20 protein-coding genes are annotated in these 26,024 nt (G+C 58.3%); 11 read left to right on the top strand and 9 right to left on the bottom strand.

All coding sequences use genetic code 11. The features are described 5' to 3' along the window. Window positions 1-55: 55 nt before the first annotated feature. From AC2FJB_RS01035 to AC2FJB_RS01020, 4 genes are all read right to left on the bottom strand, one after another. A complete protein-coding gene (locus tag AC2FJB_RS01035; RefSeq protein WP_117868644.1) occupies window positions 56-556 on the bottom strand; it encodes a bactofilin family protein in 501 nt (166 codons plus the stop codon). After that, a complete protein-coding gene (locus tag AC2FJB_RS01030) occupies window positions 546-1,877 on the bottom strand; it encodes a M23 family metallopeptidase (protein WP_299893967.1) in 1,332 nt (443 codons plus the stop codon). The genes AC2FJB_RS01035 and AC2FJB_RS01030 overlap by 11 nt, the downstream gene beginning before the upstream one ends. Window positions 1,878-2,051: 174 nt before the next feature. After that, window positions 2,052-2,894 carry a ferritin-like domain-containing protein gene (locus tag AC2FJB_RS01025; protein ID WP_496718543.1) on the bottom strand — a complete coding sequence of 281 codons (843 nt, stop codon included), beginning with the start codon at window positions 2,892-2,894 and terminating at the stop codon, window positions 2,052-2,054. A gap of 60 nt (window positions 2,895-2,954) precedes the next feature. Further along, on the bottom strand, window positions 2,955-3,416 hold the full coding sequence (locus AC2FJB_RS01020) for a peroxiredoxin (RefSeq protein WP_117868647.1): 462 nt from the start codon (window positions 3,414-3,416) through the stop codon (window positions 2,955-2,957). 80 nt (window positions 3,417-3,496) lie between these two features. Between AC2FJB_RS01020 and AC2FJB_RS01015 the strand changes: the two genes are divergently transcribed. The 4 genes from AC2FJB_RS01015 (at window position 3,497) to AC2FJB_RS01000 (ending at window position 10,028) form a co-directional block, all read left to right on the top strand. Beyond that, entirely contained in the window at window positions 3,497-6,871 is a 3,375-nt protein-coding gene (locus tag AC2FJB_RS01015) for a YhdP family protein (protein ID WP_496817642.1), read from the top strand. Window positions 6,872-6,913: 42 nt separating this feature from the next. Next, window positions 6,914-7,960, top strand: coding sequence for a tRNA preQ1(34) S-adenosylmethionine ribosyltransferase-isomerase QueA (gene queA / locus AC2FJB_RS01010; RefSeq protein ID WP_496718541.1), 1,047 nt, complete (start codon window positions 6,914-6,916; stop codon window positions 7,958-7,960). A 111-nt stretch (window positions 7,961-8,071) separates the two neighbouring features. Then, entirely contained in the window at window positions 8,072-9,343 is a 1,272-nt protein-coding gene (locus tag AC2FJB_RS01005; RefSeq protein WP_117868650.1) for an MFS transporter, read from the top strand. 109 nt (window positions 9,344-9,452) lie between these two features. Next, the gene (locus AC2FJB_RS01000; RefSeq protein WP_117868651.1) at window positions 9,453-10,028 is read left to right on the top strand and encodes a DUF924 family protein; all 576 of its coding nucleotides are present in this window, start codon (window positions 9,453-9,455) and stop codon (window positions 10,026-10,028) included. Between the two features lie 50 nt (window positions 10,029-10,078). Here AC2FJB_RS01000 and AC2FJB_RS00995 read toward each other — a convergent pair whose 3' ends face one another. Continuing rightward, on the bottom strand, window positions 10,079-10,513 hold the full coding sequence (locus AC2FJB_RS00995; protein WP_496718540.1) for a hypothetical protein: 435 nt from the start codon (window positions 10,511-10,513) through the stop codon (window positions 10,079-10,081). Between the two features lie 213 nt (window positions 10,514-10,726). Between AC2FJB_RS00995 and lpdA the strand changes: the two genes are divergently transcribed. After that, window positions 10,727-12,121 (top strand): dihydrolipoyl dehydrogenase, encoded by a 1,395-nt coding sequence (gene lpdA / locus AC2FJB_RS00990; RefSeq protein ID WP_496718539.1) that lies wholly within the window; start codon window positions 10,727-10,729, stop codon window positions 12,119-12,121. A 153-nt stretch (window positions 12,122-12,274) separates the two neighbouring features. Here the strand turns inward: lpdA and AC2FJB_RS00985 are convergent, their stop codons facing one another. After that, window positions 12,275-13,660, bottom strand: coding sequence for a dipeptidase (locus AC2FJB_RS00985; protein ID WP_496718538.1), 1,386 nt, complete (start codon window positions 13,658-13,660; stop codon window positions 12,275-12,277). A 323-nt stretch (window positions 13,661-13,983) separates the two neighbouring features. On the opposite strand from AC2FJB_RS00985, the gene hemA reads away from it, so the two are divergent. The 3 genes from hemA (at window position 13,984) to ispG (ending at window position 17,735) form a co-directional block, all read left to right on the top strand. Continuing rightward, window positions 13,984-15,207: a 5-aminolevulinate synthase gene (gene hemA / locus AC2FJB_RS00980; RefSeq protein ID WP_496718537.1), complete on the top strand. Its 1,224-nt coding sequence runs from the start codon at window positions 13,984-13,986 to the stop codon at window positions 15,205-15,207. A gap of 129 nt (window positions 15,208-15,336) precedes the next feature. Next, on the top strand, window positions 15,337-16,542 hold the full coding sequence (locus AC2FJB_RS00975; protein WP_496671282.1) for a helix-turn-helix domain-containing protein: 1,206 nt from the start codon (window positions 15,337-15,339) through the stop codon (window positions 16,540-16,542). Between the two features lie 71 nt (window positions 16,543-16,613). Next, on the top strand, window positions 16,614-17,735 hold the full coding sequence (gene ispG, locus AC2FJB_RS00970) for a flavodoxin-dependent (E)-4-hydroxy-3-methylbut-2-enyl-diphosphate synthase (RefSeq protein ID WP_496718536.1): 1,122 nt from the start codon (window positions 16,614-16,616) through the stop codon (window positions 17,733-17,735). A 22-nt stretch (window positions 17,736-17,757) separates the two neighbouring features. On the opposite strand, the gene AC2FJB_RS00965 is transcribed toward ispG, so the two are convergent. From AC2FJB_RS00965 to AC2FJB_RS00955, 3 genes are read right to left on the bottom strand one after another with little or no spacing between them, the layout of a single operon-like run. Continuing rightward, on the bottom strand, window positions 17,758-18,828 hold the full coding sequence (locus AC2FJB_RS00965; protein WP_496718534.1) for an agmatine deiminase family protein: 1,071 nt from the start codon (window positions 18,826-18,828) through the stop codon (window positions 17,758-17,760). A gap of 24 nt (window positions 18,829-18,852) precedes the next feature. Continuing rightward, a complete protein-coding gene (locus AC2FJB_RS00960) occupies window positions 18,853-19,611 on the bottom strand; it encodes a DsbA family protein (RefSeq protein WP_496718533.1) in 759 nt (252 codons plus the stop codon). Next, a complete protein-coding gene (locus tag AC2FJB_RS00955) occupies window positions 19,608-20,990 on the bottom strand; it encodes a M48 family metalloprotease (protein WP_496718532.1) in 1,383 nt (460 codons plus the stop codon). The genes AC2FJB_RS00960 and AC2FJB_RS00955 overlap by 4 nt, the downstream gene beginning before the upstream one ends. Between AC2FJB_RS00955 and AC2FJB_RS00950 the strand changes: the two genes are divergently transcribed. The 3 genes from AC2FJB_RS00950 (at window position 20,989) to AC2FJB_RS00940 (ending at window position 26,023) form a co-directional block, all read left to right on the top strand. Then, entirely contained in the window at window positions 20,989-22,152 is a 1,164-nt protein-coding gene (locus AC2FJB_RS00950) for a pyridoxal phosphate-dependent aminotransferase (RefSeq protein ID WP_496718531.1), read from the top strand. The genes AC2FJB_RS00955 and AC2FJB_RS00950 overlap by 2 nt on opposite strands. Window positions 22,153-22,218: 66 nt before the next feature. Beyond that, window positions 22,219-23,439: an N-acetylmuramoyl-L-alanine amidase gene (locus tag AC2FJB_RS00945; RefSeq protein ID WP_496718530.1), complete on the top strand. Its 1,221-nt coding sequence runs from the start codon at window positions 22,219-22,221 to the stop codon at window positions 23,437-23,439. Between the two features lie 94 nt (window positions 23,440-23,533). Next, a complete protein-coding gene (locus tag AC2FJB_RS00940) occupies window positions 23,534-26,023 on the top strand; it encodes a penicillin-binding protein 1A (RefSeq protein WP_496718529.1) in 2,490 nt (829 codons plus the stop codon). Window position 26,024: the final 1 nt, after the last annotated feature.

The raw sequence follows: 26,024 nt of genomic DNA, 5'->3' as shown, positions 1-26,024 counted from the left end.
AAAGAGACGCCGCTGGTCTCCCTGCGGCGTCTCCGGTCTGACCTGAGAGGTCGAATTATTGTTTGACGTCCGCCGCCGGGTTCGATCCGGCTTTGGCGCTGCGACCCGGGTTCAGCGGATCGTCCTGGCGCTGTACCGACCCTTCGAAATGCGCACCGCTTTCGATGGCGATGGTCTTGTGGATGATGTCGCCTTCAACGCGTGCGGTCGACGTCAGGCGCACCTTGAGGCCACGCACGCGACCAACGATGCGGCCGTTGATCACAACGTCGTCTGCGGTGACTTCACCCTTGATCGTCGCCGATTCACCAATGGTCAGCAGGTGGGCGCGGATGTCGCCTTCAACCGTGCCTTCTACCTGAATGTCACCAGAGGTCTTGATGTTGCCGGTGATGTGCAGATCCGAAGACAGAACCGATGCTGGCGGCTTGGGCTTGGGCGCTGTCGCAGGTTTCGACTCGGTCGGTGCAGGGGCCGCTGGGGTCGCCGGAGCGGCGGGTTTGGCCGCCTCAGGTGCCTTGGATGCGGGTTCGTTGATTTTGCTTTTAGAAAACATTTCTCGCAGCCTTGATGTAAGTCATTGGGTTTACAGGTTTTCCGTTCACGCGCACCTCATAGTGCAGATGCGTGCCGGTCGACCGTCCGGTGCTACCCATATCAGCAATATGATCCCCGCGCGAGACCCTTTGACCAACCTTCACATTGATCTTGGTGTTATGAGCGTAAAGTGTCTCAATTCCGAATGCGTGCTTGATTTTCACAAGCCGCCCGAAGCCGGATTGCCAGCCTGCGTGGGTAACGACGCCGTCCGCGGTCGCAAAGATATCCGTGCCTTGCGGCCCTGCGAAATCGACACCGTTATGCATCCGGCGACCACCGGATTTGGGATCGCGCCGGTTGCCGTAGCCACTGGTGAAACGCACGGCCGAATGTACAGGATTGGCAAAGGGGGCTTTTTCCGCCGCAAGACGATACAGGTTCAGCTGATCCATCTGTTTCAGCAATGTGTTCGCGCGGGCTTCCTCGGCGGACAATTCGTCCACCTCACCACGCGTGCTAAGGGATAAAGGGGTCAGCGGACCGCCCATACCGCTATATCCGCGCCGGACCTCTTCGATGATGCGGTCTGTTGGCATTCCCGCCTGACGGAACATCTTGTCCAGCGGCTCGACCGATATCACCATGGCTTCTTCCAGCTGGCGGAAAATCTCGTCGCTGCGTTCCTGCATAAGGCGGATTTCCAGCTCCAGATCGTCCCGCTGACCCAGTGCGTCACGGGCGTCAGCAGCGATCTTGTCGCGTTCCTCGGCCGTGCGTGCCAGAGCGTCCGTCATGAACGCCATCTGCACCGGGGCGCTGGAGGCTGCAACGTACATGTCAGCGTTGCTGGTTTCCTGCTTCAATGCAGCCAGTTCTGCCCGTGCATCTTCCCGCTGTTTCATGGTCGTGCGCAGCGTGGTCTGGATGACTTCGATCCCCGTCTCAAGTTCGCGACGTCGGTTTTCCGATGCCAGCAGTTCGGACTGCATGGCGGAAATCTGCTCCAGCGCGGCGTTGAAACGATCCTGGGCGGCAAGGGCTTCCTGCGCACGCGCGTCGCGTTCAGCGGACAGGATATTCAAACGTTCCTGATAGGTGGCCTGGTCGCGTTTCGCCTGTTCCCGGAAGTTACCCGATCCGATGCTGTCCATCAGCAGAATGGCAGTTGCCATCGCGGTCCAGCCGACCATGACGGCAACACCGGCCACCGCGACCACCTGCGTTTCCGAACTTAGACGGATAAAGCGTGTATCTTTGTCAGATTTCAGAAAGACCCGGCGTTCCGGGAAGTACCGTTCAAGTACCGAGTGTATTTTTATTGCCAGACGTGTTCGCACGCGTCCTACCTCTCATCCCCAAGATCGGGACCGGTCGTGAGTGCCTGCCGCCCCTTGGGCCGATTGCATAAAGGGCAGGCAGCGTTCGGGCAAGTTTGTTGACCCGTCTGTGGCCAACAGCGCAGAAATCCCCCCAAAGATCGGCGGGAAATTGCCGATATCAGTGTCCAAGCGTCAGTTTGTGATTTCGCCGGGCGCGGGCAGGTCTTCGGTCAGCGGCCAGTAAAAGTCGGGTGGCAGTCCGGCCTCTGCACGCTTTTCCTCGTTGAAGGGCGGTTTCAGGACGCCGTGGAAATACCGGCGAACCAGAGTGTGAAACACATCCTTCGGGTCGGCATTTTCCCGGCCGCACAGGAAATGGAACCACTTGGACCCATAGGCGACATGGCCGACTTCTTCGGCATAGATCACTTCAAGCGCTGCAATGGCCTGCTCGGCCTTGGCTTTGCGAAATATCTCGATCATGCCGGGGGTGACGTCCAGACCGCGCGCTTCGAGCACCATGGGGACAACCGCCAGCCGCCCCATCAGGTCGTCTGCGGTGTCCTCGGCTGCTCGCCACATTCCTGCATGGGCAGGCAGGGCGCCGTAGTAGCTTCCCATCTGTTCAAGGCAATCACAGACCATCTCGAAATGGCGCGATTCTTCCTCGGCGCATTTTACCCAATCATCATAAAACCCGATCGGCATCGACACATGGCCAAAGCGGGCGATGATGTCCCAATGCAGATCGACGGCGTTCAGTTCGATATGCGCCACGGCATGCAACAGGGCGATGCGTCCCGCTTCGGTGCCCGGCTTTCGCTTTGGTACTTCGCGCGGAGACAGGAGTTCGGGCTGGTCCGGGCGCGCGGGTTGCAGCGGCGGTGACGCGGTACCGATCTCGATCGGGCGGGCGTCGCCTTTGCGCGATGCAAACCACGCGGCGGCGTGCTGTTTGGACAGGGTGGTCTTTTCCCGACCATCGGTCGTTTCAAGAACCTCGGTCGCCATCTGAGTCAGCGATTTGGACACCATGTTTCTCCGCCTGGTTATTCCTGTGGCTCTTAAACCGGATGGCGACCGCGGTCGAGAGCGTTACAGCGCGCGCACCGCTTCCAGCACCTCATCCACGTGGCCGGGAACTTTGACCTTGCGCCAAACGCGGGCAATCTTGCCTTCGGGGTCGATGATAAACGTCGAACGTTCAATCCCCATCGACTTGCGCCCGTACATGTTCTTTTCGACCCACACCCCGTAGTCTTCACAGACGGTCGAGTTCTCATCCGACAACAGCGGTGTTGTCAGCCCATGCTTGGCGACGAATTTGTCATGTTTGGCGACGCTGTCACGGGAGATGCCGAAAACCTGAGCGCCCGCATCCGCAAAGGCCTGAAGTTGTTCCGAGAAACCGATGGATTCCTTGGTGCAGCCCGGCGTATCATCGCGGGGGTAGAAGAACAGAACCACGGTGCCACCGCGCAACGCCGAAAGCGTCACCTCGCCGCCGCCGTCGCGCGGCAAAGTGAAGTCAGGGGCGATGTCTGAAACGTCGGGCATTGGAAACTCCGTTAAAGGTTTTAAAAGGCTGCCTGATATCATAGGGCAACACGTGCGGGTTGGAAGGCGTGGATAGCAATTTGAAGCAGCACGAAGACGACGATGGAGCAAAGCCGGAAAAGCCCGCGCGCCGTCGGTCTCGCCGCCGGGCCGCCGGACTATGGGCCATGCGCGGCACTTTCATGCTGGTGCTGTTGGCGTTGTTCACTGGTTTCATGCTTGTCGGACAAAGAATGCACGCACCTGTCTGGCTGCGGGACAGGGTCGAGGCGCGGCTTGAACAGGCCTTGGGCGGGCTGCAAATCCGGTTTGGTGACGTCAGTTTCATCATTCACGAGGGTTGGCGACCGCGTCTGCGTCTGACCGATGTGTTCATCAGCGATGCGGCTGGTCAGCAAATTGCGCAGGTGTCCGACATGCGCGCCAGTCTGGCCATGCGCCCCTTGTTGCGGGGTCACGTCCGCCCGAAAAGAATAATTCTGAGCGGTGCGCAGATCGCCGTGACCCGGAACAAGGACGGGGCGCTGAGTCTTACGGTCGGATCCGGCAGCGCACCCGTGCAGGAAGCCCCGAACCTGGCACAGCTTATCGAAGCATCGGATCAGGTCTTCCAGTCTCCGGCCCTGTCTGCACTGACGTCTGTCGAGCTTGATGCGATCACACTGGATTATCTAGATCTGCGGCAAGGACGGTCCTGGATTCTGGACGGTGGACATATCCAGGCCAACCGGAGCGGCAGCGAGGTGCGTTTGGCGACGGGGTTCTCGGTTTTGGCAGGGCGTGACTATGTCAGTGCAATCGAGGCTAATTATACAAGCGTCCTGGGGACGCCTGCGGCACAATTCGGGATATCGGTCACTGACTTGCCGGCCGAGGACATCGCGGGCCAAACTCCCGCCCTTGCTTGGTTGCAGGTTCTGCGGGCCCCGATTTCGGGTGCCTTGCGGGGTGGAGTCGATGAAAAAGGAGCTATCGGTACCGTATACGCAACTCTGAATCTGGGGGCGGGTGCCGTTCAGCCAAACCCCGAAACACGCCCGGTCCCCTTCGAATCTGCCCGCACGTATTTCACTTATGACCCCAAAGGGCAGATGCTGGACTTCAACGAAGTTTCAGTTGTCTCGGCCTGGGGCGAGGTGCAGGCTGACGGGAAGGCGATTTTGGAAGGTGCGGAAGATGGCGTGCTGGACAGCCTGTCTGCGCAGTTGCAGTTGTCCGGTATCAATGTGAACCCTGCAAACCTGTTCCCACAGCCTATTCAGCTTTCGCGGGCCAGCCTGGATTTCAAGATGGCGATCAACCCGTTCCAATTGCGGCTCGGTCAGATGACCATCGAAGATCCGGGCCATACGGTGCGTGCCTTTGGTGTCCTGAACGGGCGACCGGATGGCTGGGCGGTCGAGCTGGACGCACATCTGGACCAAATGACGTCGGACAAGGTTCTCGGATACTGGCCCGAGCGTCTGGCGCCGAAACCGAGAGAATGGGTGACCAAAAACCTGTACGAAGGGGTTCTGTCGGATATGGATTTTGCCCTGCGCCTTTTGCCCGGTTCGAAACCGGATCTCTATCTGGATTTCGGATTTGAAGAGGCGAAGATCCGGTTTGTCAAAACGCTGCCTCCGATCGAACAGGCGCAGGGTCAGGCCAGCCTGATCAACCGCAGGTTCACGGTCACTGCGCAGCAGGGTGTAGTGATTGCGGATGACGGCGGTGCGGTGGATGCAACGGGAACGTCCTTCATCATACCCGACACGGATATCAAGAAATCTGCGCCCGCGATTGCGCGCATCCGGGCCAGTGGCAGTGTGACGGCCGCGTTATCCTTGCTGGACCGGCCTCCGCTCGAATTGCTTAGCAAGGCGGGGTTGCCCGTTGATGTGGCGAAGGGAACGGTGTCGTTGGCAGGAACTCTGTCCTTGCCCTTGAAAAAAGATCTCAAGTTCGAGGACACCGAGTTCCATTTCGATGGCAGGCTGGCCAATCTGTTCAGTGACAGGTTGGTGCCTGGCTTTACCGTCAGCGCTGATCTGCTGGATCTTTCGGGTGATCAGTCCGGCGTTCAGATTCAGGGGCTGGGGCAGTTTGGGGACGTACCGCTGACGGCGCTCTGGCGGCAGCCGATAGATGGCAAGTCCGCACAGCGAAGTACCCTGACGGGTCAGATCGAGCTGTCGCCGCGATTGATGGATGAGATCGGTGCGGGTTTGCCTCCGGGCATGCTGACCGGAAAAGGGATTGCGGACATCACATTGGGGCTTGGTGCCGGACCTCCTCCGAAACTGTCAGTTTCATCTGATTTGCAAGGCGTGGGGCTGGCCATACCCGAGCTTGGTTGGCGAAAGGGAACTAATTCGACAGGATCTCTGACAGCCGAAGCGACTTTGGGATCGCAACTGAAGGTGGACAGCCTGCGCATAGATGCGGCGGGTTTGCGTACCTCTGCCTCGATTACGTTTCGTGAGAATGGCGAATATGACCGGGTTCGCTTCAGCTCTTTTGATCTGGGCGACTGGCTGGCGGTCCCGGCAGAGCTGATCGGGCGCGGGGGCGCCATGCCGGATATCCGTGTTCTTGGCGGCGTACTTGATATGGGCCGCGCGAATTTCGGCGAAAGTGGCGGATCAGGCGGCGGGGGCGGCGCCGGGCCGAAACTGGACGTGTCGCTGGATCGCCTTCAGGTGACGGAAACCGTCGCACTGACCGGGTTCCAAGGCGCATTTCAGACGACCGGCGGAATACAAGGGAACTTCAACGCGCAGGTCAATGGCGGCGCGCCGGTCAGTGGGCAGGTCAGCCCCAGAGGGAAACGAAGTGCTGTTGACCTGACGTCGCAAGATGCGGGTGCCGTGCTACGATCAGCCGGGGTTCTGACACAGGCGCGGGGCGGAGAAATGGACCTCAAGCTTGAGCCTGTGGCCGCACCCGGCAGCTATGACGTGATATTGAAAATCACCAATACGCGGATCACCGACGCTCCGGCCATGGCAGCCTTGCTGAATGCAATCAGCCTTGTGGGGCTATTGGACGAAATGGCCGGGCAGGGCATCTTTTTTGCAGCAATCGATAGCCGGATGCGGATCACGCCGGCGGATATCAAGGTGCTCAGCGGCAGTGCCGTCGGGCCATCCATGGGCCTGTCTTTTGACGGTACCATCGATACGGTGAACGGAATGCTGAACCTGCGCGGTGCAATTTCGCCTATATACCTCCTCAACGCAGTTGGCAGCGTGTTCACGCGCAAGGGCGAGGGCGTCTTTGGCTTCAACTACACCCTGACCGGTCCGCTTGCTTCGCCCAAAGTGTCGGTAAATCCTTTGTCCGGTCTTGCTCCTCTGTTCCTACGCGACCTGTTGCGTGCCCCGGCACCGCAAGTTCAGGATGGCCCGAACGCAGTGCCCCAGAAACCTGATGAACCAAAACCCACGTTTGGATCATCCCCAAGTGACCGCTGACAGGATATGGCCGAATCTGATGCAGGGTTGTAAGGCGCGGTCATGAAACTCAGCGATTTTGATTTCCACCTGCCCGAAGACCTGATCGCCACGCGGCCTGCCAGCCCGCGGTCCTCTGCGCGCCTGTTGGTAGCGCAAGGGAACGCGACGACCGACAGCCATGTGATCGATTTGCCTGAGTATCTGCAGCCGGGCGACCGGCTGGTGTTGAATGACACCCGTGTCATCCCGGCGCGGCTAAACGGTCGGCGCCATCGCGACAGCGCGCAAGGGCCGGTTTCCGCCGGGATCGAGGCAACCTTGCTGGACCCGCAGGCCGACGGCACGTGGTCTGCGTTGATCAAGCCGCTCAAAAAGGTGAAGCATGGGGAAGAGATTGTCTTCTCAGATGATCTCAGCGCCACACTGGACAGGGTTGCTGACGGCCAGGCGTATCTGCGCTTCAATCTCAGCGGCGAGGATTTCGACGCGGCGCTGGATCAGGCCGGAGCAATGCCTCTGCCGCCCTACATCGCAGCCAAACGCCCGGCCGATGAACGGGACAAAACGGACTATCAGACTATCTGGGCAAACCATTCTGGCGCCGTGGCCGCCCCGACCGCATCGTTGCATTTCGATGATGCGCTGATGAAGGCGCTGGCCGAGCGAGGTGTAAGCTTCACGCATGTGACGCTTCATGTGGGGGCAGGAACTTTTCTTCCGGTTAAGGTTGAGGATGTCACAACCCATAAGATGCATGCTGAATGGGGACAGGTAAGCCCGGAGGCCGCGGCACAGATACGGGCAACCAAGGCGGCTGGCGGGCGTGTGATCCCGGTGGGGACAACAGCTTTGCGCCTGATCGAAAGTGCGGCAAGGTCAGGAAAGATCGAACCCTGGGAAGGCGAAACGGATATCTTCATTTATCCCGGTTTCGAATTCCATGTCACAGACGCATTGATGACCAATTTTCATTTGCCGAAGTCCACTTTACTTATGCTGGTTTCGGCATTGATGGGGCAGGATCGGATGCGCGATATCTACACGCATGCCATAGCCCGAAAATATCGGTTCTTTTCTTATGGCGACGCGTCGCTTTTGATCCCCTGAAGGGCGCGTATACAGCATCACGGATCGGGAATGTCGTAGACAAGCGCGACGTAGGCGGTCTTTGATCGCAGAACGACACTAAAATCAGGTTGGCATTAGTCGGAGGCCCCAATGATTCAGGTCCTTTCCAGCGCATGGGCGTTGTTGCTCGGCATGGGGTTGCTGATGGTCGGAAACGGCCTGCAGGGCACTATCCTGGGCGTTCGGGGTGAGATCGAAGGCTTTTCGACCCTTGAGATGTCATTTGTCATGTCGGCCTATTTTCTGGGTTTTCTGGGCGGTTCACGCCTCGCACCCGAGATGATCCGGCGCGTCGGCCATGTACGGGTCTTTGCGGCCCTTGCGTCGTTCATTTCGGCCGTGATGATCATGTATCCGATGCTGACAGACCCGATCGCGTGGGCCCTTGGCCGGGTGGTGATCGGGTTCTGTTTTTCAGGCGTCTACGTCACCGCGGAAAGCTGGCTCAATAACGCGGCAAGCAATGAGAACCGCGGGCAGGCGCTGTCGCTCTATATGATTGTCCAGATGACGGGTATCATCAGTGCGCAGGCGCTTGTTCTGGTCGGCGACCCCGCTGGATACGAAACCTTTGTAATCGCCTCGATTCTGGTTTCGGTGTCTTTCGCACCTATTTTGTTGTCAATCTCGCCAACACCAGCCTTTGATACCACAAAACCGATGACCCTGAAGAAACTGCTGGAAACCTCGCCTCTGGGCTGTGTGGGCATGTTTCTGCTGGGGGGCGTGTTTTCGGCGCAGTTCGGTATGGCGGCGGTTTTCGGCGCTCGGGCCGGGCTGTCGCTTGTAGAAATTTCGACCTTCGTTGCGGCGTTTTATATCGGAGCAGTTGTTCTGCAATATCCGTTGGGCTGGTTCTCTGATCGCATGGATCGACGCTTTCTGATCCTTCTTGTGGCGCTCGCCGGTGCCGGCGGCGCAACTATCGCAATGATGATGGGTGGATCGTTTCCAATTCTGCTTGCCTCGGCTTTCCTGATCGGCGGCACCTCCAACCCGCTCTACTCATTGCTGATCGCGCATGCGAATGACTTTCTTGAATACGAGGATATGGCGGCAGCATCTGGCGGACTGGTGTTTATCAACGGTCTGGGAGCGATTGCCGGGCCGCTGATAACCGGTTGGTTGATGGGTGATGCCATTTTCGGGCCGTCGGGCTTTTTTCTCTTTATTGCGGCACTGTTACTCGCAATGGCACTCTACGCACTTTATCGAACGACACAGCGTGCTTCGATCCCTGTGGACGAAACCGGCACAATGTCGACGCTGTATCCAACATCCTCGCCAGTTGCGCTTGAAGTGGCACAGGAGGTTGCGATCGAAGCCGCCGAGGCCGAGCAGGCTGAGCAGGAAGATGCCTAGGACACAGGATTATGTCGCAAGTGTTGCAATATGTTACTGTAACAGTTCTGTAAAACGGCCTTAAATGACGTTACGTCCCAAATGCGGGCACAAGACGGAGTTTAAGGCAATGGTAACGCCTGAAGAAGTATTGAGTTTTTGGTTAGATGAGGTGGGTCCAAAGGGCTGGTATATTGAGGATGAAGCGTTGGATTCAAATATCCGCGCACGTTTTCAATCAACATGGGAGGCTGCGGCCGAGGGCAAGTTTTCGCTCTGGCTGACCTATCCCAGCGGGTCACTGGCTTACATTATTCTGACGGACCAGTTTTCACGCAACATGTTCCGGGGCCAAGCGCGTGCTTTCGCGACGGACCGAGCGGCTTTGGCCGCAGCAAAATGCGCGGTCGACAGGGGCTGGGACAAGAAAATCGACGAACCGGCCCGGCAGTTCTTTTACTTGCCAATGATGCATTCGGAAAATCTGTGCGATCAGGAACGCTGCGTGCGTCTGATCTGCGAAAACATGAGCGGCGATACAAGCAATCTGCTTCATGCCCGAGCGCATCGTGAAGTGATCCGCAAGTTCGGTCGTTTTCCTTATCGGAACGAAGCACTGTCGCGCAATTCGACCCCTCACGAAGAGGCTTATGTCGACATGGGTGGCTACGGTTCTACTGTGCGTGAGCTGCAAGCGACAGCCTGAGATCGCCGAGACAGATTGGAACCGCGCCATAACCGATAGAGCAGGGGCCCTTAGGACTCCGGCTCACACCCCTTGAGCGCCAAGACGCGCTCGGATGCGATGTCTGCTCCGGTCTGTATCGTCTGAGCGATCAGAACCTCTGGCGTGTCTGCAAGTTCAGTGAACCGCTCCTGCGTAGATTGCAGCTTTTGTTCAACAGCGTTTAGGCGGCGCAATGTTGCCTGGATGTTTTGCGCGGTTTGACCGTCCGTGATCTGGTTCTCCGTCATCAGCGTGGTCAATTCACCGCGCAACGCAGAAAGCTCGATCCGGATACCCTTCGCCTCATCCCGAATAGGGGCAAGAACCTGTACGGTCTCTGAGAACTCTGCCGAGACGCTTTCGACTTTCGAAGCCAGCTTCCAGCCCAAAAACAGGCACAGAGCCACAAGTATCAAAGTTGCATTTAGCAGAGCAAGCGCCAGATCTTTTAGTGTTTTGGCCATGGTAAACTCCTTGATTTCAATGTGTTCACAAATGTCCGAACGGCGTCGGCGTTTCTGTTCTAGCCATAGCTTTGGCCGGGGTATAGGCTGAAATCCGCATATTCAGGTATGGTTTACCCTGCGTCGCATTTGTCGCGGGAACGCTTGTTGATGCGTTTCTGAAAATAGTTTAATGGTAAACTAAATTTTCATCACCTGCGCCGAGAGGAACACATGGCTGCACAATCCTATGATCTGATCGTAATCGGGGCTGGCCCCGGTGGCTATGTCGCCGCCATCCGTGCGGCCCAGCTTGGTCTGAAAACCGTCGTGGTCGAGCGCGAGCACCTTGGTGGCATCTGCCTGAACTGGGGGTGCATTCCCACCAAGGCATTGCTGCGGTCCTCCGAAGTGTTCCATCTGATGGAACGCGCTAAGGATTTCGGATTGAAAGCCGACAAGATCGGTTACGATCTGGACGCGGTCGTCAAAAGATCCCGTGGCGTTGCCGGGCAGCTTTCGGGCGGCATCGGCCATCTGCTGAAGAAGAACAAGGTCGCCGTGGTGATGGGTGAGGCGACGATCCCCGCAAAAGGCAGGGTCAGTGTCAAAACCGACAAGGGCACCGAAGAACTGACGGCCAAGAACATCGTTCTCGCAACCGGCGCACGGGCCCGCGAACTGCCCGGTCTCGAGGCTGACGGCGATCTGGTGTGGACCTACAAGCACGCGCTGCAACCGCCCCGGATGCCCAAGAAATTGCTGGTCATCGGCTCGGGCGCGATCGGCATCGAGTTTGCGAGCTTCTACAACACGTTGGGGGCTGACGCGACTGTGGTCGAAGTAATGGACCGCGTGTTGCCTGTGGAAGATGCGGAAATAAGTGCATTGGCCAAGAAAGCCTTCACCAAACAGGGCATGACCATCATGGAAAATGCCATGGTCAAGCAGCTGGATCGTGGCAAGGGCAAGGTGACCGCTCATATCGAGGTCAAGGGCAAGGTTGAGAAGCACGAGTTCGACACCGTGATTTCCGCTGTTGGGATTGTAGGAAATGTCGAGAACCTCGGGCTGGAAGCTCTGGGCGTAAAGATTGATCGCACACATGTGGTGACGGATGAATATTGCCGCACGGGTGTCGATGGCCTTTATGCGATTGGGGACATCGCGGGTGCGCCCTGGCTTGCACACAAGGCCAGCCACGAAGGTGTCATGGTTGCCGATCTGATCGCCGGCCGGCATGCGCATCCGGTTAAGCCCGAAAGCATCGCCGGATGTACCTATTGTCAGCCTCAAGTGGCCTCGGTGGGATATACCGAAGCCAAAGCGAAAGAACTGGGGTATGACATCAAAGTCGGTCGTTTCCCTTTCATCGGCAACGGCAAAGCGATTGCTCTGGGCGAACCGGAAGGTTTGATCAAAACCGTGTTCGACGCCAAAACAGGTGAACTTCTGGGGGCGCATATGATCGGCGCAGAAGTCACTGAACTGATTCAGGGCTATGTGGTGGGTCGGCAGTTGGAGACGACCGAAGAAGACCTGATGAACACGGTCTTCCCGCACCCGACTCTGTCAGAAATGATGCACGAAAGCGTACTGGATGCGTATGGCCGCGTGATTCATATGTAAGGTCGTACGCACGTTCCGGTCAGGCAGGGGGCTCTGCCCCCGCCTTGCTGCGCGCGGCTCCCCCAGGATAATTTGGGCCAGATGAAGCAGAGGTCCTTTATTCATCTGGCTGCAAGTATCCCGGGGCGCGAGGCAGAGCCTCGCTGAAAGCCGTTACCTGTTCAAAGCATCCAGAATTCGGGCCCAGGAACGGATGCCCTTGTGGAAGCTTTTGACGTCATATTTCTCATTCGGCGAATGGATGGCGTCGTCCTCATTGGCATAGCCGACCAGCATCGAATCGAGCCCCAGAACAGTGTTGAAGTACCCGACGACTGGGATCGAGCCGCCCATGCCGGTAAACACCGCTTCGCGGTCCCATTCGTCCGACAGTGCTTTGCGGGCGGCTTCGAATTCCGGGCGATCGATATTCATGACCGAAGCGGGCGAACCTTCCAGATCGTTGTCCCAGACAACTTTTGCATCCGGGGACAGGCGGTCCTCGACATGTTTGCGGATCTTGGTGCGTAATGCGTCCGGGTCCATGTCGCCGACCAGACGGCACGTAATTTTACAATGTGCTTCCGAAGGGATTACGGTTTTTGAACCGGCGCCATTGTACCCGCCCCACAAACCGTTCATTTCAAGTGTCGGGCGCGCCCATTGTTGCTCTAGCGTTGAATAGGCTTTTTCGCCGTGCGGTTGGGTATATCCGACCGAGTTCAGGTAATCCGCTTCGTCGAAGCCGCAGTTTTGCCACTGACGCAGCTGGTCCTGAGGCACTTCATGAACGCCTTCATAGAAACCATCGACCGCGACACGCCCGGTTTCGTCATCATAGAATGAGGCAACGATTTTCGACAGTTCGCGCAGCGGGTTCAGGCCCGGGCCACCGTAATGGCCGGAGTGCAGATCGATGCGGGGTCCGATGATGGTGAACTCGTCCTTCAGCATGCCGCGCAGTTGTGAGGCAATCGACGGAACACCTCGCGATACCATGGATGTATCGCAGACCAGCGCCAGATCCGCTTTGAGTTCGGCCGCGTTGTCTTCGAGGAAGGGGACCAGCGAGGGTGAGCCGGATTCTTCTTCGCCCTCAAAGAAAAAGGTGATGCGGCAGGGCAGGGATCCGTGCACCGCTTTCCATGCGCGGCAGGCTTCGACGAATGTCATCAACTGACCTTTGTCGTCCGACGCCCCGCGCCCGCGGATGACAGGGCCATGCTCGGTGTCTTCGATGGCGGGATCAAACGGATCGCGGGTCCAAAGGTTCAGCGGATCGACGGGTTGCACGTCATAATGGCCGTAAAACAGGATGTGAGGTGCATCCGGGTCCTCTCCTACATGGCCTACGACCATCGGGTGCCCCGCGGTTTCCCGTTTTTCTGCTGCGATTCCGATACTGTTCAGGTCGGCAACCAGCCAGTCGGCTGCACGGCTGACGTCGGCCTTGTAAGCGGGATCGGTCGAGATCGAGGGGATGCGCAGCAGCTCCATCAGGCGGTCGATCGATGTTTGCAGATCTTCGTCAATCCGGTTCAGCACGGTGTCTAGCGACATGGGGATCTCCTGCTTGTCTGTGTTCGGGCGAACCCTAGCAGCGTTGACAGCGCCGTCCAGAGCGGTTGATCTGAATTCTGCATGCAAGACAGAACCGCGAATGACGCGGCGCGGCTGCGTCGTTTCCACGCGTCCGATGGCCGGAACTATACTTGCCGTGAGGATTGCAAGCTTATATTTGATGCAAATCAAAGTTGGGTTCACCTGTTCGGCTGTAACCAGCTGAATAAAGGAACACAAAGCTGCGGAAACAGGTTAAGCTGTGAGATGTGGCAGACTAATTGCCCAAGGGAAACCGGAAACGGGCATTCAAGGAGGGTCCGTTGGACTATACTGCTCAGCTCGATTCAGCGATTGCCAGGCTGCATGAAGAAGGACGTTACCGGACCTTTATCGATATCGAACGTCGCAACGGACATTTCCCCCACGCGGTGCGCACACGCTCGGACGGGTCGCAGCAGAACATCACCGTGTGGTGCGGCAATGACTATCTGGGCATGGGCCAGCACCCCGTTGTACTGAATGCCATGCACGAGGCGGTCGATGCGGCTGGTGCGGGCTCGGGCGGCACGCGAAATATCTCGGGCACCACGGTTTATCACAAAAAGCTCGAGGCCGAACTGGCCGATCTGCATGGCAAGGAAGCCGCGCTGTTGTTTACCAGCGCGTATATTGCCAATGACGCCACCCTCAGCACGCTGCCCAAGCTGTTCCCGGGGCTGATCATCTATTCTGACGCGCTGAACCATGCTTCAATGATTGAAGGGGTGCGCCGAAACGGGGGCGCCAAGCGCATCTTCCGTCATAACGACGTGGCGCATCTGCGCGAATTGCTTGAGGCGGACGATCCTGCCGCGCCCAAGCTGATCGCCTTCGAGTCGGTCTATTCCATGGATGGCGATTTTGGGCCGATCGAAGAAATTTGCGATTTGGCCGATGAATTCGGCGCGCTGACCTATATCGACGAAGTGCACGCCGTGGGCATGTATGGCCCGCGCGGTGGCGGCGTAACCGAGCGGGATCGCCTGGCGCATAGGATCGACATCATCAATGGCACTCTGGCCAAGGCCTATGGCGTCATGGGGGGCTATATCGCGGCCAGTGCCAAGATGTGCGATGCCGTGCGGTCTTATGCACCGGGCTTTATCTTTACGACATCGTTGCCGCCTGCTGTTGCCGCGGGGGCTGCTGCATCCGTTGCTTACCTGAAAACCGCGTCTGAGTTGCGCGAGCAACACCAGACCCAGGCGAAGATCCTCAAGCTGCGGCTGAAGGGGATGGGCCTGCCGCTGATCGATCACGGCAGCCACATCGTGCCCGTGATCGTCGGCAACCCTGTGCACACCAAAAAGCTCAGCGACATGCTGCTGGACGATTATGGCATCTACGTGCAACCGATCAATTTCCCGACCGTCCCGCGCGGAACCGAGCGTCTGCGTTTTACCCCGTCTCCGGTGCATGGACCTGACGAAATGAACCGTCTGGTGCAGGCGATGGACGAACTTTGGTCACATTGTGCGCTAAATCGCGCCGAACTTGCCGGATAACCTAACGCCAAAGTGTGCAACGAGTTTGCCGCGTGTTAAGCTTACGTTAACAAAACGAGTAGACGAATCATTGTGGGGATGATTCGCCACTTACGCGAAATACGCGACAGGCAGAATGGGGCAGCAGGGATGATTGGGCGCAGATCTCAGCGCGATTCCGAAGAGGACGTAGATGTCAGACCAAAAGGGTTTGATGACTATGAGATTCGCCTAGGCGACAAGATGCGCGGTGAACGCGCTACGATGGGCAAATCCCTTCTGGATGTTCAGCGCGAGTTGCGGATCAAAGCCAACTATATCGCTGCAATTGAAAACGCCGACCCCGATGCGTTTGATACACCCGGCTTTATCGCCGGGTATGTGCGTTCCTACGCACGCTATCTGGGCATGAACCCGGATGAGACCTTTGCGTCTTTCTGCCAGGAAAGCGGATTCGAGGTCGCGCATGGCATGTCCGCCGAAGCCTCGGTGGTGCGGAAGCCTTCAGGTGCTCTGCCCGCACGCGGCCCAATGGGGCGTGACCCGTTCATCTCTCCCAACACGCCTTTTATTCCGGGCAAGGAGCCTCTGGTCAGCCAGATCGAACCCCGTGCCATTGGTTCGTCACTGGTATTGCTGGCGGTGATTGGTGGCATCGGCTATGGCGGCTGGGCTGTTCTGAACAGAATTCAGCAAGTACAGGTCAGCCCGGTTGAACAAGCTCCGGTGGTTTTGTCTGATCTGGATCCGCTGGATGCGGCGCGCAGCAACGCGTCAGATGATGCTGCACAGGTGGCAAGTGCCGAAGCATTGGACCGTCTCTATCGTCCGCAGGCACTGGATGTTCCGGTGCTGGTTGCGCGGGATGCTCCGATCTCTACGCTTGATCCGCGCGAGGTTGGAACTTTCCGCCCGCCCGAATTGCCGCAGTTCGAATTGGCCGAACTGCACACAGTTGAAAAACCTGCCCTGCCACAAGTGGTCGAACAGATCGACACCACGCTCAAGATCGTGGCTGTTGATCCGGCATGGATGCGCGTGACAGCTGCGGATGGCAGCGTCATTTTCGAAGGCACACTGGGTACCGTTGAGCAGGGCAGTGTGTTCGAAGTGCCCCTGACCGAAGAACCGCCGTCATTGCGTGCCGGCGCATCCGGATCAGTTTATTTTTCGATGAACGGTAAGCACTACGGTCCGGCGGGTGCTCCGGGCACTGTCGCCAAGGGTGTCGTTCTGTCGAAAGACGCCGTGTCCGAGGCCTATGCCGTCGCCGATCTTGAGGCGGAACAGAACAGCGCGCTCAAGCAACTGGTGGCGGAACTGCAAACCGAGGCGACAGAAACGCCCGCCGAGTGATCTAGCCATTGCGGTAACTCGGTTGCCGAACTATCTACAGTCGCAACTCAGGCAGACGCGGATCCGTCCTTATGTCCCTCAATCACGTACGCCCCTGGCGCGACATCTACCGTCGTAAATCCCGTCAAATTATGGTCGGTAACGTCCCCGTTGGTGGCGATGCGCCTATTGCCGTTCAGACCATGACCAACACGCTGACGACCGATGTGGCGGCGACCGTGGCGCAGGTGCAGGCGGCGGCTGAGGCCGGTGCAGATATCGTGCGTGTCTCGGTTCCTGATGAGGCGTCGTCCAAAGCGCTGAAAGAGATTGTCCGGGAAAGCCCCGTGCCCATCGTGGCGGACATTCATTTCCACTATCGGCGCGGCATCGAAGCCGCCGAAGCGGGGGCTGCCTGTCTGCGTATCAATCCCGGCAACATCGGTGACGAAACCCGCGTGAAAGAAGTCATCCAGGCTGCGCGCGACCACAACTGTTCAATCCGGATCGGCGTGAATGCAGGAAGTCTGGAAAAGCACCTGCTTGAGAAATATGGCGAGCCGTGCCCCGAGGCGATGGTCGAGAGCGGGCTGGAACATATCCGCATCCTTCAGGACAATGATTTTAACGAGTTCAAGATCAGCGTAAAAGCCAGCGACGTGTTTCTGTCCGCCGCGGCCTATCAAGGTATTGCCGAGGCGACGGATGCCCCCATCCATCTGGGCATTACCGAAGCGGGGGGGCTGGTCAGCGGTACGATCAAATCCGCAATCGGCCTTGGCAACCTGCTGTGGATGGGGATCGGCGACACGATCCGCGTCAGCCTGTCTGCTGATCCGGTGGAAGAGGTGAAGGTCGGGTTTGAAATCCTCAAATCTCTTGGCCTGCGCCATCGGGGCGTCAATATCATCTCATGCCCGTCCTGCGCGCGACAGGGTTTTGATGTCATCAAAACTGTCGAGGCGCTGGAACATCGCCTTGAACACATCAAGACGCCGATGTCCCTTTCGATCATCGGCTGCGTGGTCAATGGCCCGGGCGAAGCGCTGATGACCGATGTTGGTTTCACCGGCGGTGGAGCAGGATCCGGTATGGTTTACCTTGCCGGAAAAGCCAGCCACAAGTTGTCAAACGAGCAGATGATCGATCACATCGTGGAGCAGGTCGAAAAGAAAGCGGCTGAACTGGATGCTGCGGCCGAGGCGGCAGAGTAGTCTATCTATCTATTCAGCAATGCTATGAGGTGGGCATCTGTTGCGTGGCGCAATGGATGCCGCCGCCAAGTTCTCCCAGAACATCAACGTTAAGTGTTACGACGTCACGTCCGGGATAGTGTCTTGCAAGCGTTTCTAACGCGATCTGGTCTGTTTCCGCGTCTCCGAACCGGGCCGCAATCACGCCGCCGTTGCAGGCGTAGAAATTGGCGTAAGAGGCGACGAAGTCCGGGTTCTTGACGCGGCGGTAAAGTGGTTCGGGTATCACGTCCATGTCCATGCCCGCTGCAACCAGACGATCATGGGTGTCCAACGCGGCCATGTGGAAAGGATCATGATTGTCCGGTCTATCCGGCAAGTTGATGATGCCGCGACCGGGGCCGGTAAAGCGGGCGAGACTGTCTATATGATAATCGGTGATATCTTCGCCCCAGACACCTTCGGACCAGATCATGCGCTTGGCCCCATAGGCCGCCAACAACCGTGCTTCGATCTCGTCGCGAGTGAGGCCGGGATTGCGGTTGTCGTTCACCCACGAGCTTTCATGCGCCATAAGTGCCCCATGCCCATCCTGTTCGACACCACCTGCTTCGCCGATCAGTCCGGTCGGCTGCAGGGGCAGTCCCAGCCTTTCGGCCACTCTGTCGGCAATTCTCGCATCATGTGCGTGAACCTGCTTTCGCCCCCAACCATTGAACTGGATCTGTTTGACCGCAAGCTCGCCACGGTTGTTGATCGCGAACACCGGGCCTGCGTCCCGGCACCACAGATCTTCGGTCGGGACATCCCAAATCTCGATCGCCGCAGAAAGCTGTTTGCTGATATCTGCGTGGTATTCTGATCCGGCAAGCATTATGACGGGCTCAAAAGCAGAGATCGTGTTTGCGATTTCGGCAATGGTCCTCTGCACCATCTTCAGAAAAACGGGGTCGGGATGGACAGTGCGGCTGACCGGCCATTGCATGAAAGTACGATCATGCCGGGCTTCTTCGGCCGGGACGTAGAAGCCAGTCGCGGGCTGCGCAATAGACTGGCCAGAGAAACATGTGATGCCCAACGCTCCTCCGGCCATGAGAACTCCTCGCCGCTTCATGGCAGGCCGCCGACCAACCCTGCTTTAGCCGCGTTCGGCACGTATACCGTCAACGATCTGCTGCATCTGATCGGATGGCAAGAAGCCACGCAACATTTCGGTGCCCAGAACAAACGAAGGCGTGCCCGAGATCTGCATCCTCTGGGCCAGAGCGCGGGTGCGGGTGATCTCATCCGTGACGCGATCGCTGTCCATCGCCGCTATGATCTCGTCGCTGTTCAGCCCCAACCCGTCGGAGATGCGGCGCAGGGAAACTTCGCTTGGCTCGCCGGTGAATTCCAACAGGGCATCATGAACCTGCTTGTACGCATCATCGCCCGCCACGTGTTTGGTGGCCACAGCAAAGCGTGAGGATAGCACGGACGCATCACCCAGAATTGGGAATTCCTTGATCACAAGGCGAATATTGCCGTCTTCGGCCAGCAGACTGGCCACTTCGGGAACGGCACGGCGGCAATAGCCACACCGGTAGTCCATGAACTCGACCAGAGTGATGTCGCCATCCGGGTTGCCGCCAACCCAGCTAAAGCCGTCATTGAACAGCTCATCCGCATTGGCGGCGACCAGCTCTTTATCCACAGCGGCTTCGGCGACGGCATTGCGCTGTTCCAGAATGTTGATCGCTTCTACGATCACTTCGGGATTTTCCAGTAGGTATTCACGCACCTGAGCGCCAAATTCTGTTTTCTCGGCATCGCTCATCGAGTTCAGGTCCAGCGCCTGCGCCGAGGTTGCCGCCATGGAAAGCCCCAGAAGGGCGGGTGCAGCATGTCTGAGGATCATTTCCGTTTCCTTTTGTCTTTGTTGAGTCGTTCCGACGCAATCAACACGTCTTGCGCCCTTTGCCAACCCGGTGAGCCTTCGGGCAGTCGCGCCACGGCGCGTTTCGCGTGGATTCCGGCATCTTCCAGCCGCCCTTGCAGCGCATACCGTTCCGCCGTCACGGTCGACGCCATACCATCATTACCAACCTGAGCATAGGCAACACCAAGATCCTGCAACAGCCTGGCGTTCCGGTAATCCCGGGCGCGGGCTTTTTCCAGCACGCTCAGGGCTTGTTTGGTTTGACCCTGCGCCAGCAACGCCCGCCCGTATCCAGCCAGGATCAGCGCATCGTTCGGAGCCATTTCAACAGCGTTTCCGTACGCTTCAACAGCCGCGCCTATTTGCCTGTTTTCCAAAAGAATTTGCCCCTTCAGGTCATAGTAGTACGGATCGTTTGGGCGCAGCACCAGGGCCTCGTCGATCGCATTGCGCGCGCGACCCAAATCACGGTTCTGATGATGGGCCGAAGCCTCTCGCATCAGGCGGATGTCCTGGGCGGTTTCCTCTTTGGCGCGCCGTAACGTCCAACTGGGTGAGCGCAAAAAGGCCGACAGCTTGCCTTTGACGCGGGCAAACCAGTAATCGGCATTGGCATTCTGAATTGCCTTGTCGCCAAACTCGTCCAGAAAGGCTTCGGCGGCGCGCAAACGTTCACGGCTGGTAGGGTGCGACCGCATATACGGGTCCTGGTTGGCGACGCTCAGCAATTCCTGACCTGCGAATTTCCTGTGCAGCTCCACCATGCCGCTGGGAGAAATTTGAGCCCATCGCAGATAGCTTGCGGCGCTTCGGTCAGCCGAAGCTTCTTCGGCGCGGGTATGACCCAGAAAGCTGCGGATTGCAGCGCCCTGGGTGCCAGCGGCAATACCAATGGCGGCTTCACCCCCGCCTGCCGCGGCCGCAAGCAGCGCCAAAGCTGTGCCAAGGCCAGCATTGCGCCGCGCGGCCTTCAGGTTTTCGGCGCGGCGGGCCAGATGGCCATTCGCGATATGCGCAGCCTCATGCGCGATCACCGCTTGCAGCATTTCGGGGCTTTCAACCGTTAGAATCAGCCCGTAATTCACATAGATCGCGTTGTAGTCGATGACGAATGCGTTGAACGTGTTGTCATTGACCACCAGGATTTGAACCCGGTTGGTGTTCAGACCTGCGGCACGCAGCACTGGAAACGCCAACTCGCGCAGCCCATGCTCGATATCGGGGTCGCGGATCAGGCTTTGCCCATGAGATTGCGTTGCCGCCGTCAGCCAGACGACAACCGACAGTATCAGAGCCGGGATTGACGTCAGCCGGGATACGCGTTCAAAAGCCATGGCTGCAACATGGGAGATGGGCATGAGAAACTCAACCCGGTCCGAGGTCGATCCCTTCATCGTGATGGACGTGATGGAGGCCGCGCGCCGTGCGGAAGAAGCGGGCCGCCATGTGATTCACATGGAAGTTGGACAGCCCGGAACCGGCGCACCCAAGGGCGCGACCGAAGCGCTGGCGAAGGCGATGGATCAAAGCCCGTTGGGTTATACGGTGTCCCTGGGGTTGCCTGCGCTGCGAAAGCGTATCGCGCGGCTTTATGGCGATTGGTACGATGTGGACCTGAACCCCGAGCGCGTGATCATCACGCCTGGATCGTCCGGCGGGTTTCTGCTGGCCTTCACTGCTTTGTTCGACAGCGGGGATCGGGTTGGAATCGGTGCGCCGGGATATCCGTCGTATCGCCAGATTCTCAGTGCACTTGGATTGGTACCGGTCGATTTGCCGACCGCGCCCGAGAACCGTCTGCAACCCGTTGCAGCGGATATTCAGGGAATGGGCCTGAATGGTCTGATGGTGGCGTCTCCTGCGAATCCTACCGGCACGATGCTTGATCACGCCGCCATGGGGTCGCTGATCGAAGCCGCACATGGGCAGGGGGCTTCTTTCATCAGCGACGAAATTTATCACGGTCTGGAATATGAAGCCAAGGCCGTGACGGCGCTGGAACTGACGGATGAGTGCTATGTGATCAACTCGTTCTCCAAGTACTTCTCGATGACCGGTTGGCGCGTGGGGTGGATGGTCGTGCCCGAGGATCAGGTGCGCGTGGTCGAGCGGATATCTCAGAACATGTTCATCTGTGCGCCGCATGCCAGTCAGGTCGCGGCACTGGCCGCAATGGACTGCGAGGATGAGCTGCAGGCCAATCTGGACGTGTACCGCCGAAACCGCGCCCTGATGCTGGAAGGACTGCCCAAGGCCGGCTTCACGAAAATCGCGCCGCCGGACGGGGCGTTTTACGTCTATGCCGACGTGTCTGATCTGACCGATGACAGCCGCGCATTTGCGGCCGAGATTCTGGACAAGGCCGGTGTCGCGGTCACGCCGGGTCTGGATTTCGATCCGCAACGCGGTCATACGACGCTGCGGTTTTCCTATGCGCGTTCAACGGTCGACATTCAGGACGGGCTGGAACGGTTGCGCGTGTTCATGACTGAGCGGAAGGTGATCGGGGAACCTGCCTGAGCCGTTCACAAATCACCCCTTGTGGTATAGGCTGCCGGACAAACGATCTCGGGAAAACTTGAGGCCATGAGCAGGATCATCTTTTGCATCGCCCTGATCTGGGCGCTGTGCGACAGTGCCGTCGCGCAGGATTTCAGTGCGCTGGCACGCATTCATCCGGACAAAAGCCGTATCACGGATGTAGGGCGAACCGGCGTCAGGGTGGATATCGGCCTCAGTCAGGGGGTGCCGTACCGGATATTCACCCTTCAGGATCCGTATCGGATGGTTCTGGACTTCAACGAAGTGGACTGGACCGGGCTGAACCGAACGGATTTCCTGCAATCCGAACGTGTCAGTGGCGTGCAATTCGGGGCCTATGTTCCGGGTTGGTCGCGGCTGGTATTGGAACTGGGCGCGCCAATGGCCGTGGACACTGCCGAGCTGTCGGTTGCCGAGGATTCGGGGGCTGCGCTGCTGTCCCTCAACCTCAAGGGCACGGATTTTGACACGTTCAACGCAACCGCGGGTGCGCCGCGCAATCCGGGTTGGGACTTGCCGGAACCGGCAGACCTGCCGCAGGTACCTTCGCGCTCTGCGGACCGACCACTGCGCGTGATGCTCGATCCCGGGCACGGTGGTATCGATCCGGGCGCCGAGATAGACGGGGTTGATGAGAAAACTCTGATGCTGACTTTTGCGCGTGAATTGCGCGAAGTTCTATTGCGATCAGGTGGTTATGAAGTGGTCCTGACCCGCGTTGACGACCAGTTCGTCTCGTTGGAGCGGCGGATCACCTTGGCGCACCGGGCCGGCGCGGATCTGTTCATTTCGCTGCACGCGGATTCCCTGTCCGAAGGCCAGGCGCATGGCGCGGCGGTGTACACCCTGTCTGCGGATGCATCAGACGTGGCCAGTTCAAAACTCGCCGAACGACATGATCGTGGGGATTTGATTTCAGGTATCGATCTAAATGGCGCCGACGATCAGGTGGCCGATGTTCTGCTGGATCTTGCGCGCCAGGAAACGGTGCCGCGGACAAAGCTGTTGGCCGGCGCGATCGCCAACGGAATGGCCCAGCAGGGCGGGCCGATGAATCGCAAACCGTTGCGGACCGCGTCGTTCTCGGTGCTCAAGGCGGCAGATATCCCGTCTGTTTTGATCGAGCTTGGGTTCCTTTCCAGCCCCAGAGACCGGGAAAACCTAAGAGATTCGGAATGGCGGGCAAAAATGGCGCTGGGGGTTTTTCAGGGGCTCGAAGACTGGCGTCAGCAGGATGTGATCCGCAAATCCCTGATTGGCCAGTGACCTTACGACGCAAAACGGCTAGAATACGCTTGGTGTTTTGACCCTTGGGCGGTGCAACACTATATAGGCACCACCGCGAGAAAAAGGCAGTAACGTGATCCGGTTCATTCTTTCGATTTTCGGGGCGATCTTCAGCATCGTCACCTTGGGTATTTTCATGGTCGCACTGGTAATTGGTGCGGTGTTCTGGATGTATGGCCGTGACCTTCCCAGCCACGAATCTCTTGCCCAGTACAAGCCCCCGACTATCAGCCGTATCTATTCGGGCGAAGGGCAACTGATCGACGAATTCGCGCAGGAACGCCGCCTGTTCACACCGTCCGAGGATATCCCTGGTCTGGTGAAACAGGCGTTTATTTCGGCGGAAGACAAGAATTTCTACACTCATCAGGGGTATGATCCGCGCGGCATTATTGCGGCAGGCGTTGAAGCAGTCCGCACCAAAGGTGGCACCGTGCGGGGGGCGTCAACCATTACCCAGCAGGTGATGAAGAACTTCCTGTTGTCGGGCGACCGCCGGGCAGAACGAAAGATCAAGGAAATCATCCTCGCCACCCGGCTTGAGGATACCCTGGACAAAGAGCAGATCCTTGAGCTTTACATGAACGAGATCTTTCTGGGTCAGAACTCGTACGGCGTGACGGCCGCAGCGCAGACCTATTTCAACAAGACCTTGCAGGAACTGGCCCCGCATGAGGCGGCGATGTTGGCTGCGATGCCCAAGGCACCGTCTGATTATCACCCGGTTCGGCAAAAGGAACGCCTGCTGGCCCGCAGAAACTATGTGCTGCGGGAGATGTACCAGAACGGTTACATTGATCAGGCGACCTATGAGTCAGAGGTCGACATGCCGTTGCGCTCGGTCCAGAACGGTGATTTCGAAAGCTTCCGCACCGCTTTGCCGCCGCGCGATTACTTCACCGATGAAATCCGTCGACAACTGAGCGAAGACTTTGGTGAAGGTGAATTCTTTACCGGGGGGTTCGCGGTTCGTGCGTCGGTGGACGAGCAAATGCAGGTCGAGGCCGCAAAGGCCCTGCGCACGGCGTTGCAGAAATATGACCGGTCTCGCGGGAAATGGCGCGGCACCGGCGAAGTGATTCCGGAAGAAAAACTGGCAGATGAGGCGCAGTGGCGCGAGGCGCTGTCGATCCTGGAAATCCCGCGCGATGTGGTGCTGCCGACCCGCTGGTATCCTGCCGTGGTTCTGAATGTTTCGGATCAACAGCTTACCGTCGGGATCGAAAACGGACCTGCAGATGGCATCATTCCGCGGTCCGATATCAAGTGGATGCAGGGTGATTTTGCTGCGAACTTCAAGCGCGGGGATGTGATCCTTGTTGTCGAGGGCGAAGAGGGGCAGTGGTCTGCCCGTCAGGTGCCCGAAGTTCAGGGCGGCTTTGTGGCGATGGATGTGAACTCGGGCCGCGTTCTGGCGATGCAGGGCGGGTTCTCGTATCAGGACACCGTGTTCAACCGCGCCACGCAGGCGCAGCGCCAGCCGGGGTCCAGCTTCAAGCCCTTTGTCTATGCTGCCGCGCTGGACAGCGGGTACAGCCCCGCAACCATCGTTGTGGACGCGCCGATCGAGGTAAACACGCCGCAGGGCTTGTGGCGGCCCAAGAACTCGTCGAACAAGTTCTACGGGCCGACGCCCTTGCGTACCGGGATCGAGCAGTCGCGGAACCTGATGACCATCCGTCTGGCACAAGAAGTCACCATGCCGGTGGTTGCAGGTTACGCCGAACGCTTTGGCGTCTATGACCGGATGGGGGCGTTTCTTGCGAACTCGCTGGGGTCCGAAGAGACGACGCTGTACAAAATGGTCGCGGCTTATGCGATGTTCGCGAACGGCGGTGAGCGGGTTGAACCCACTCTGGTAGACCGTATTCAGGACCGGTTCGGCAAGACCATCTATCGTCACGATGACCGTCAGTGTCTGAATTGTAACTCGACCTGGCTGGAGCCCGACGAGGCCCCGACTCTTGTTACAGATCGCGCGCAGGTCATGGATGCCATCACCGCCTATCAGCTGACGTCGATGATGAAAGGCGTAGTTGATCGCGGGACGGCATCGCGCGTTGTGAATCTGCCGGTGCCGACAGCGGGCAAGACCGGAACCACCAACGAATCCAAGGATGCGTGGTTTATCGGGTTTACCTCGAACATCGTTGCGGGCTGTTACATCGGCTATGACCGTCCGCGCCCGATGGGTCGGGGGGCCTATGGCGGTACACTGTGTGGCCCGGTGTTCCAGAGCTTCATGGAAAAAGCTGTTGAGAAATACGGCGGCGGTCCGTTTAAGGTTCCGGAAGGTGGTCATTTCATAAAGATCGACCGTTTCAGCGGTGCCCGTCTGCCGGACGACGCCAGCGGCGACTATGTCGTGGCCGAGTTCTTCCGCGACGGCGTCGATGGGTTTATCGACCGTGTCTATGACGGTGGTTTTGCAATTGGTTCCGACCTGCCTTTGTTCGAGGAAGTGCAGCGTGCAGGCGTTCAGGTTCAGACGTCAACGGGTGAAACCATCACGGTCGGGCCCAAGGCAACGCAAGGGGATCTGAGTACCGGCGGTCTTTACTGAC

It is taken from the genome of Ruegeria sp. CDSC085 (genome assembly GCF_059610465.1).
This window is presented reverse-complemented; position numbering and strand designations above follow the sequence as displayed.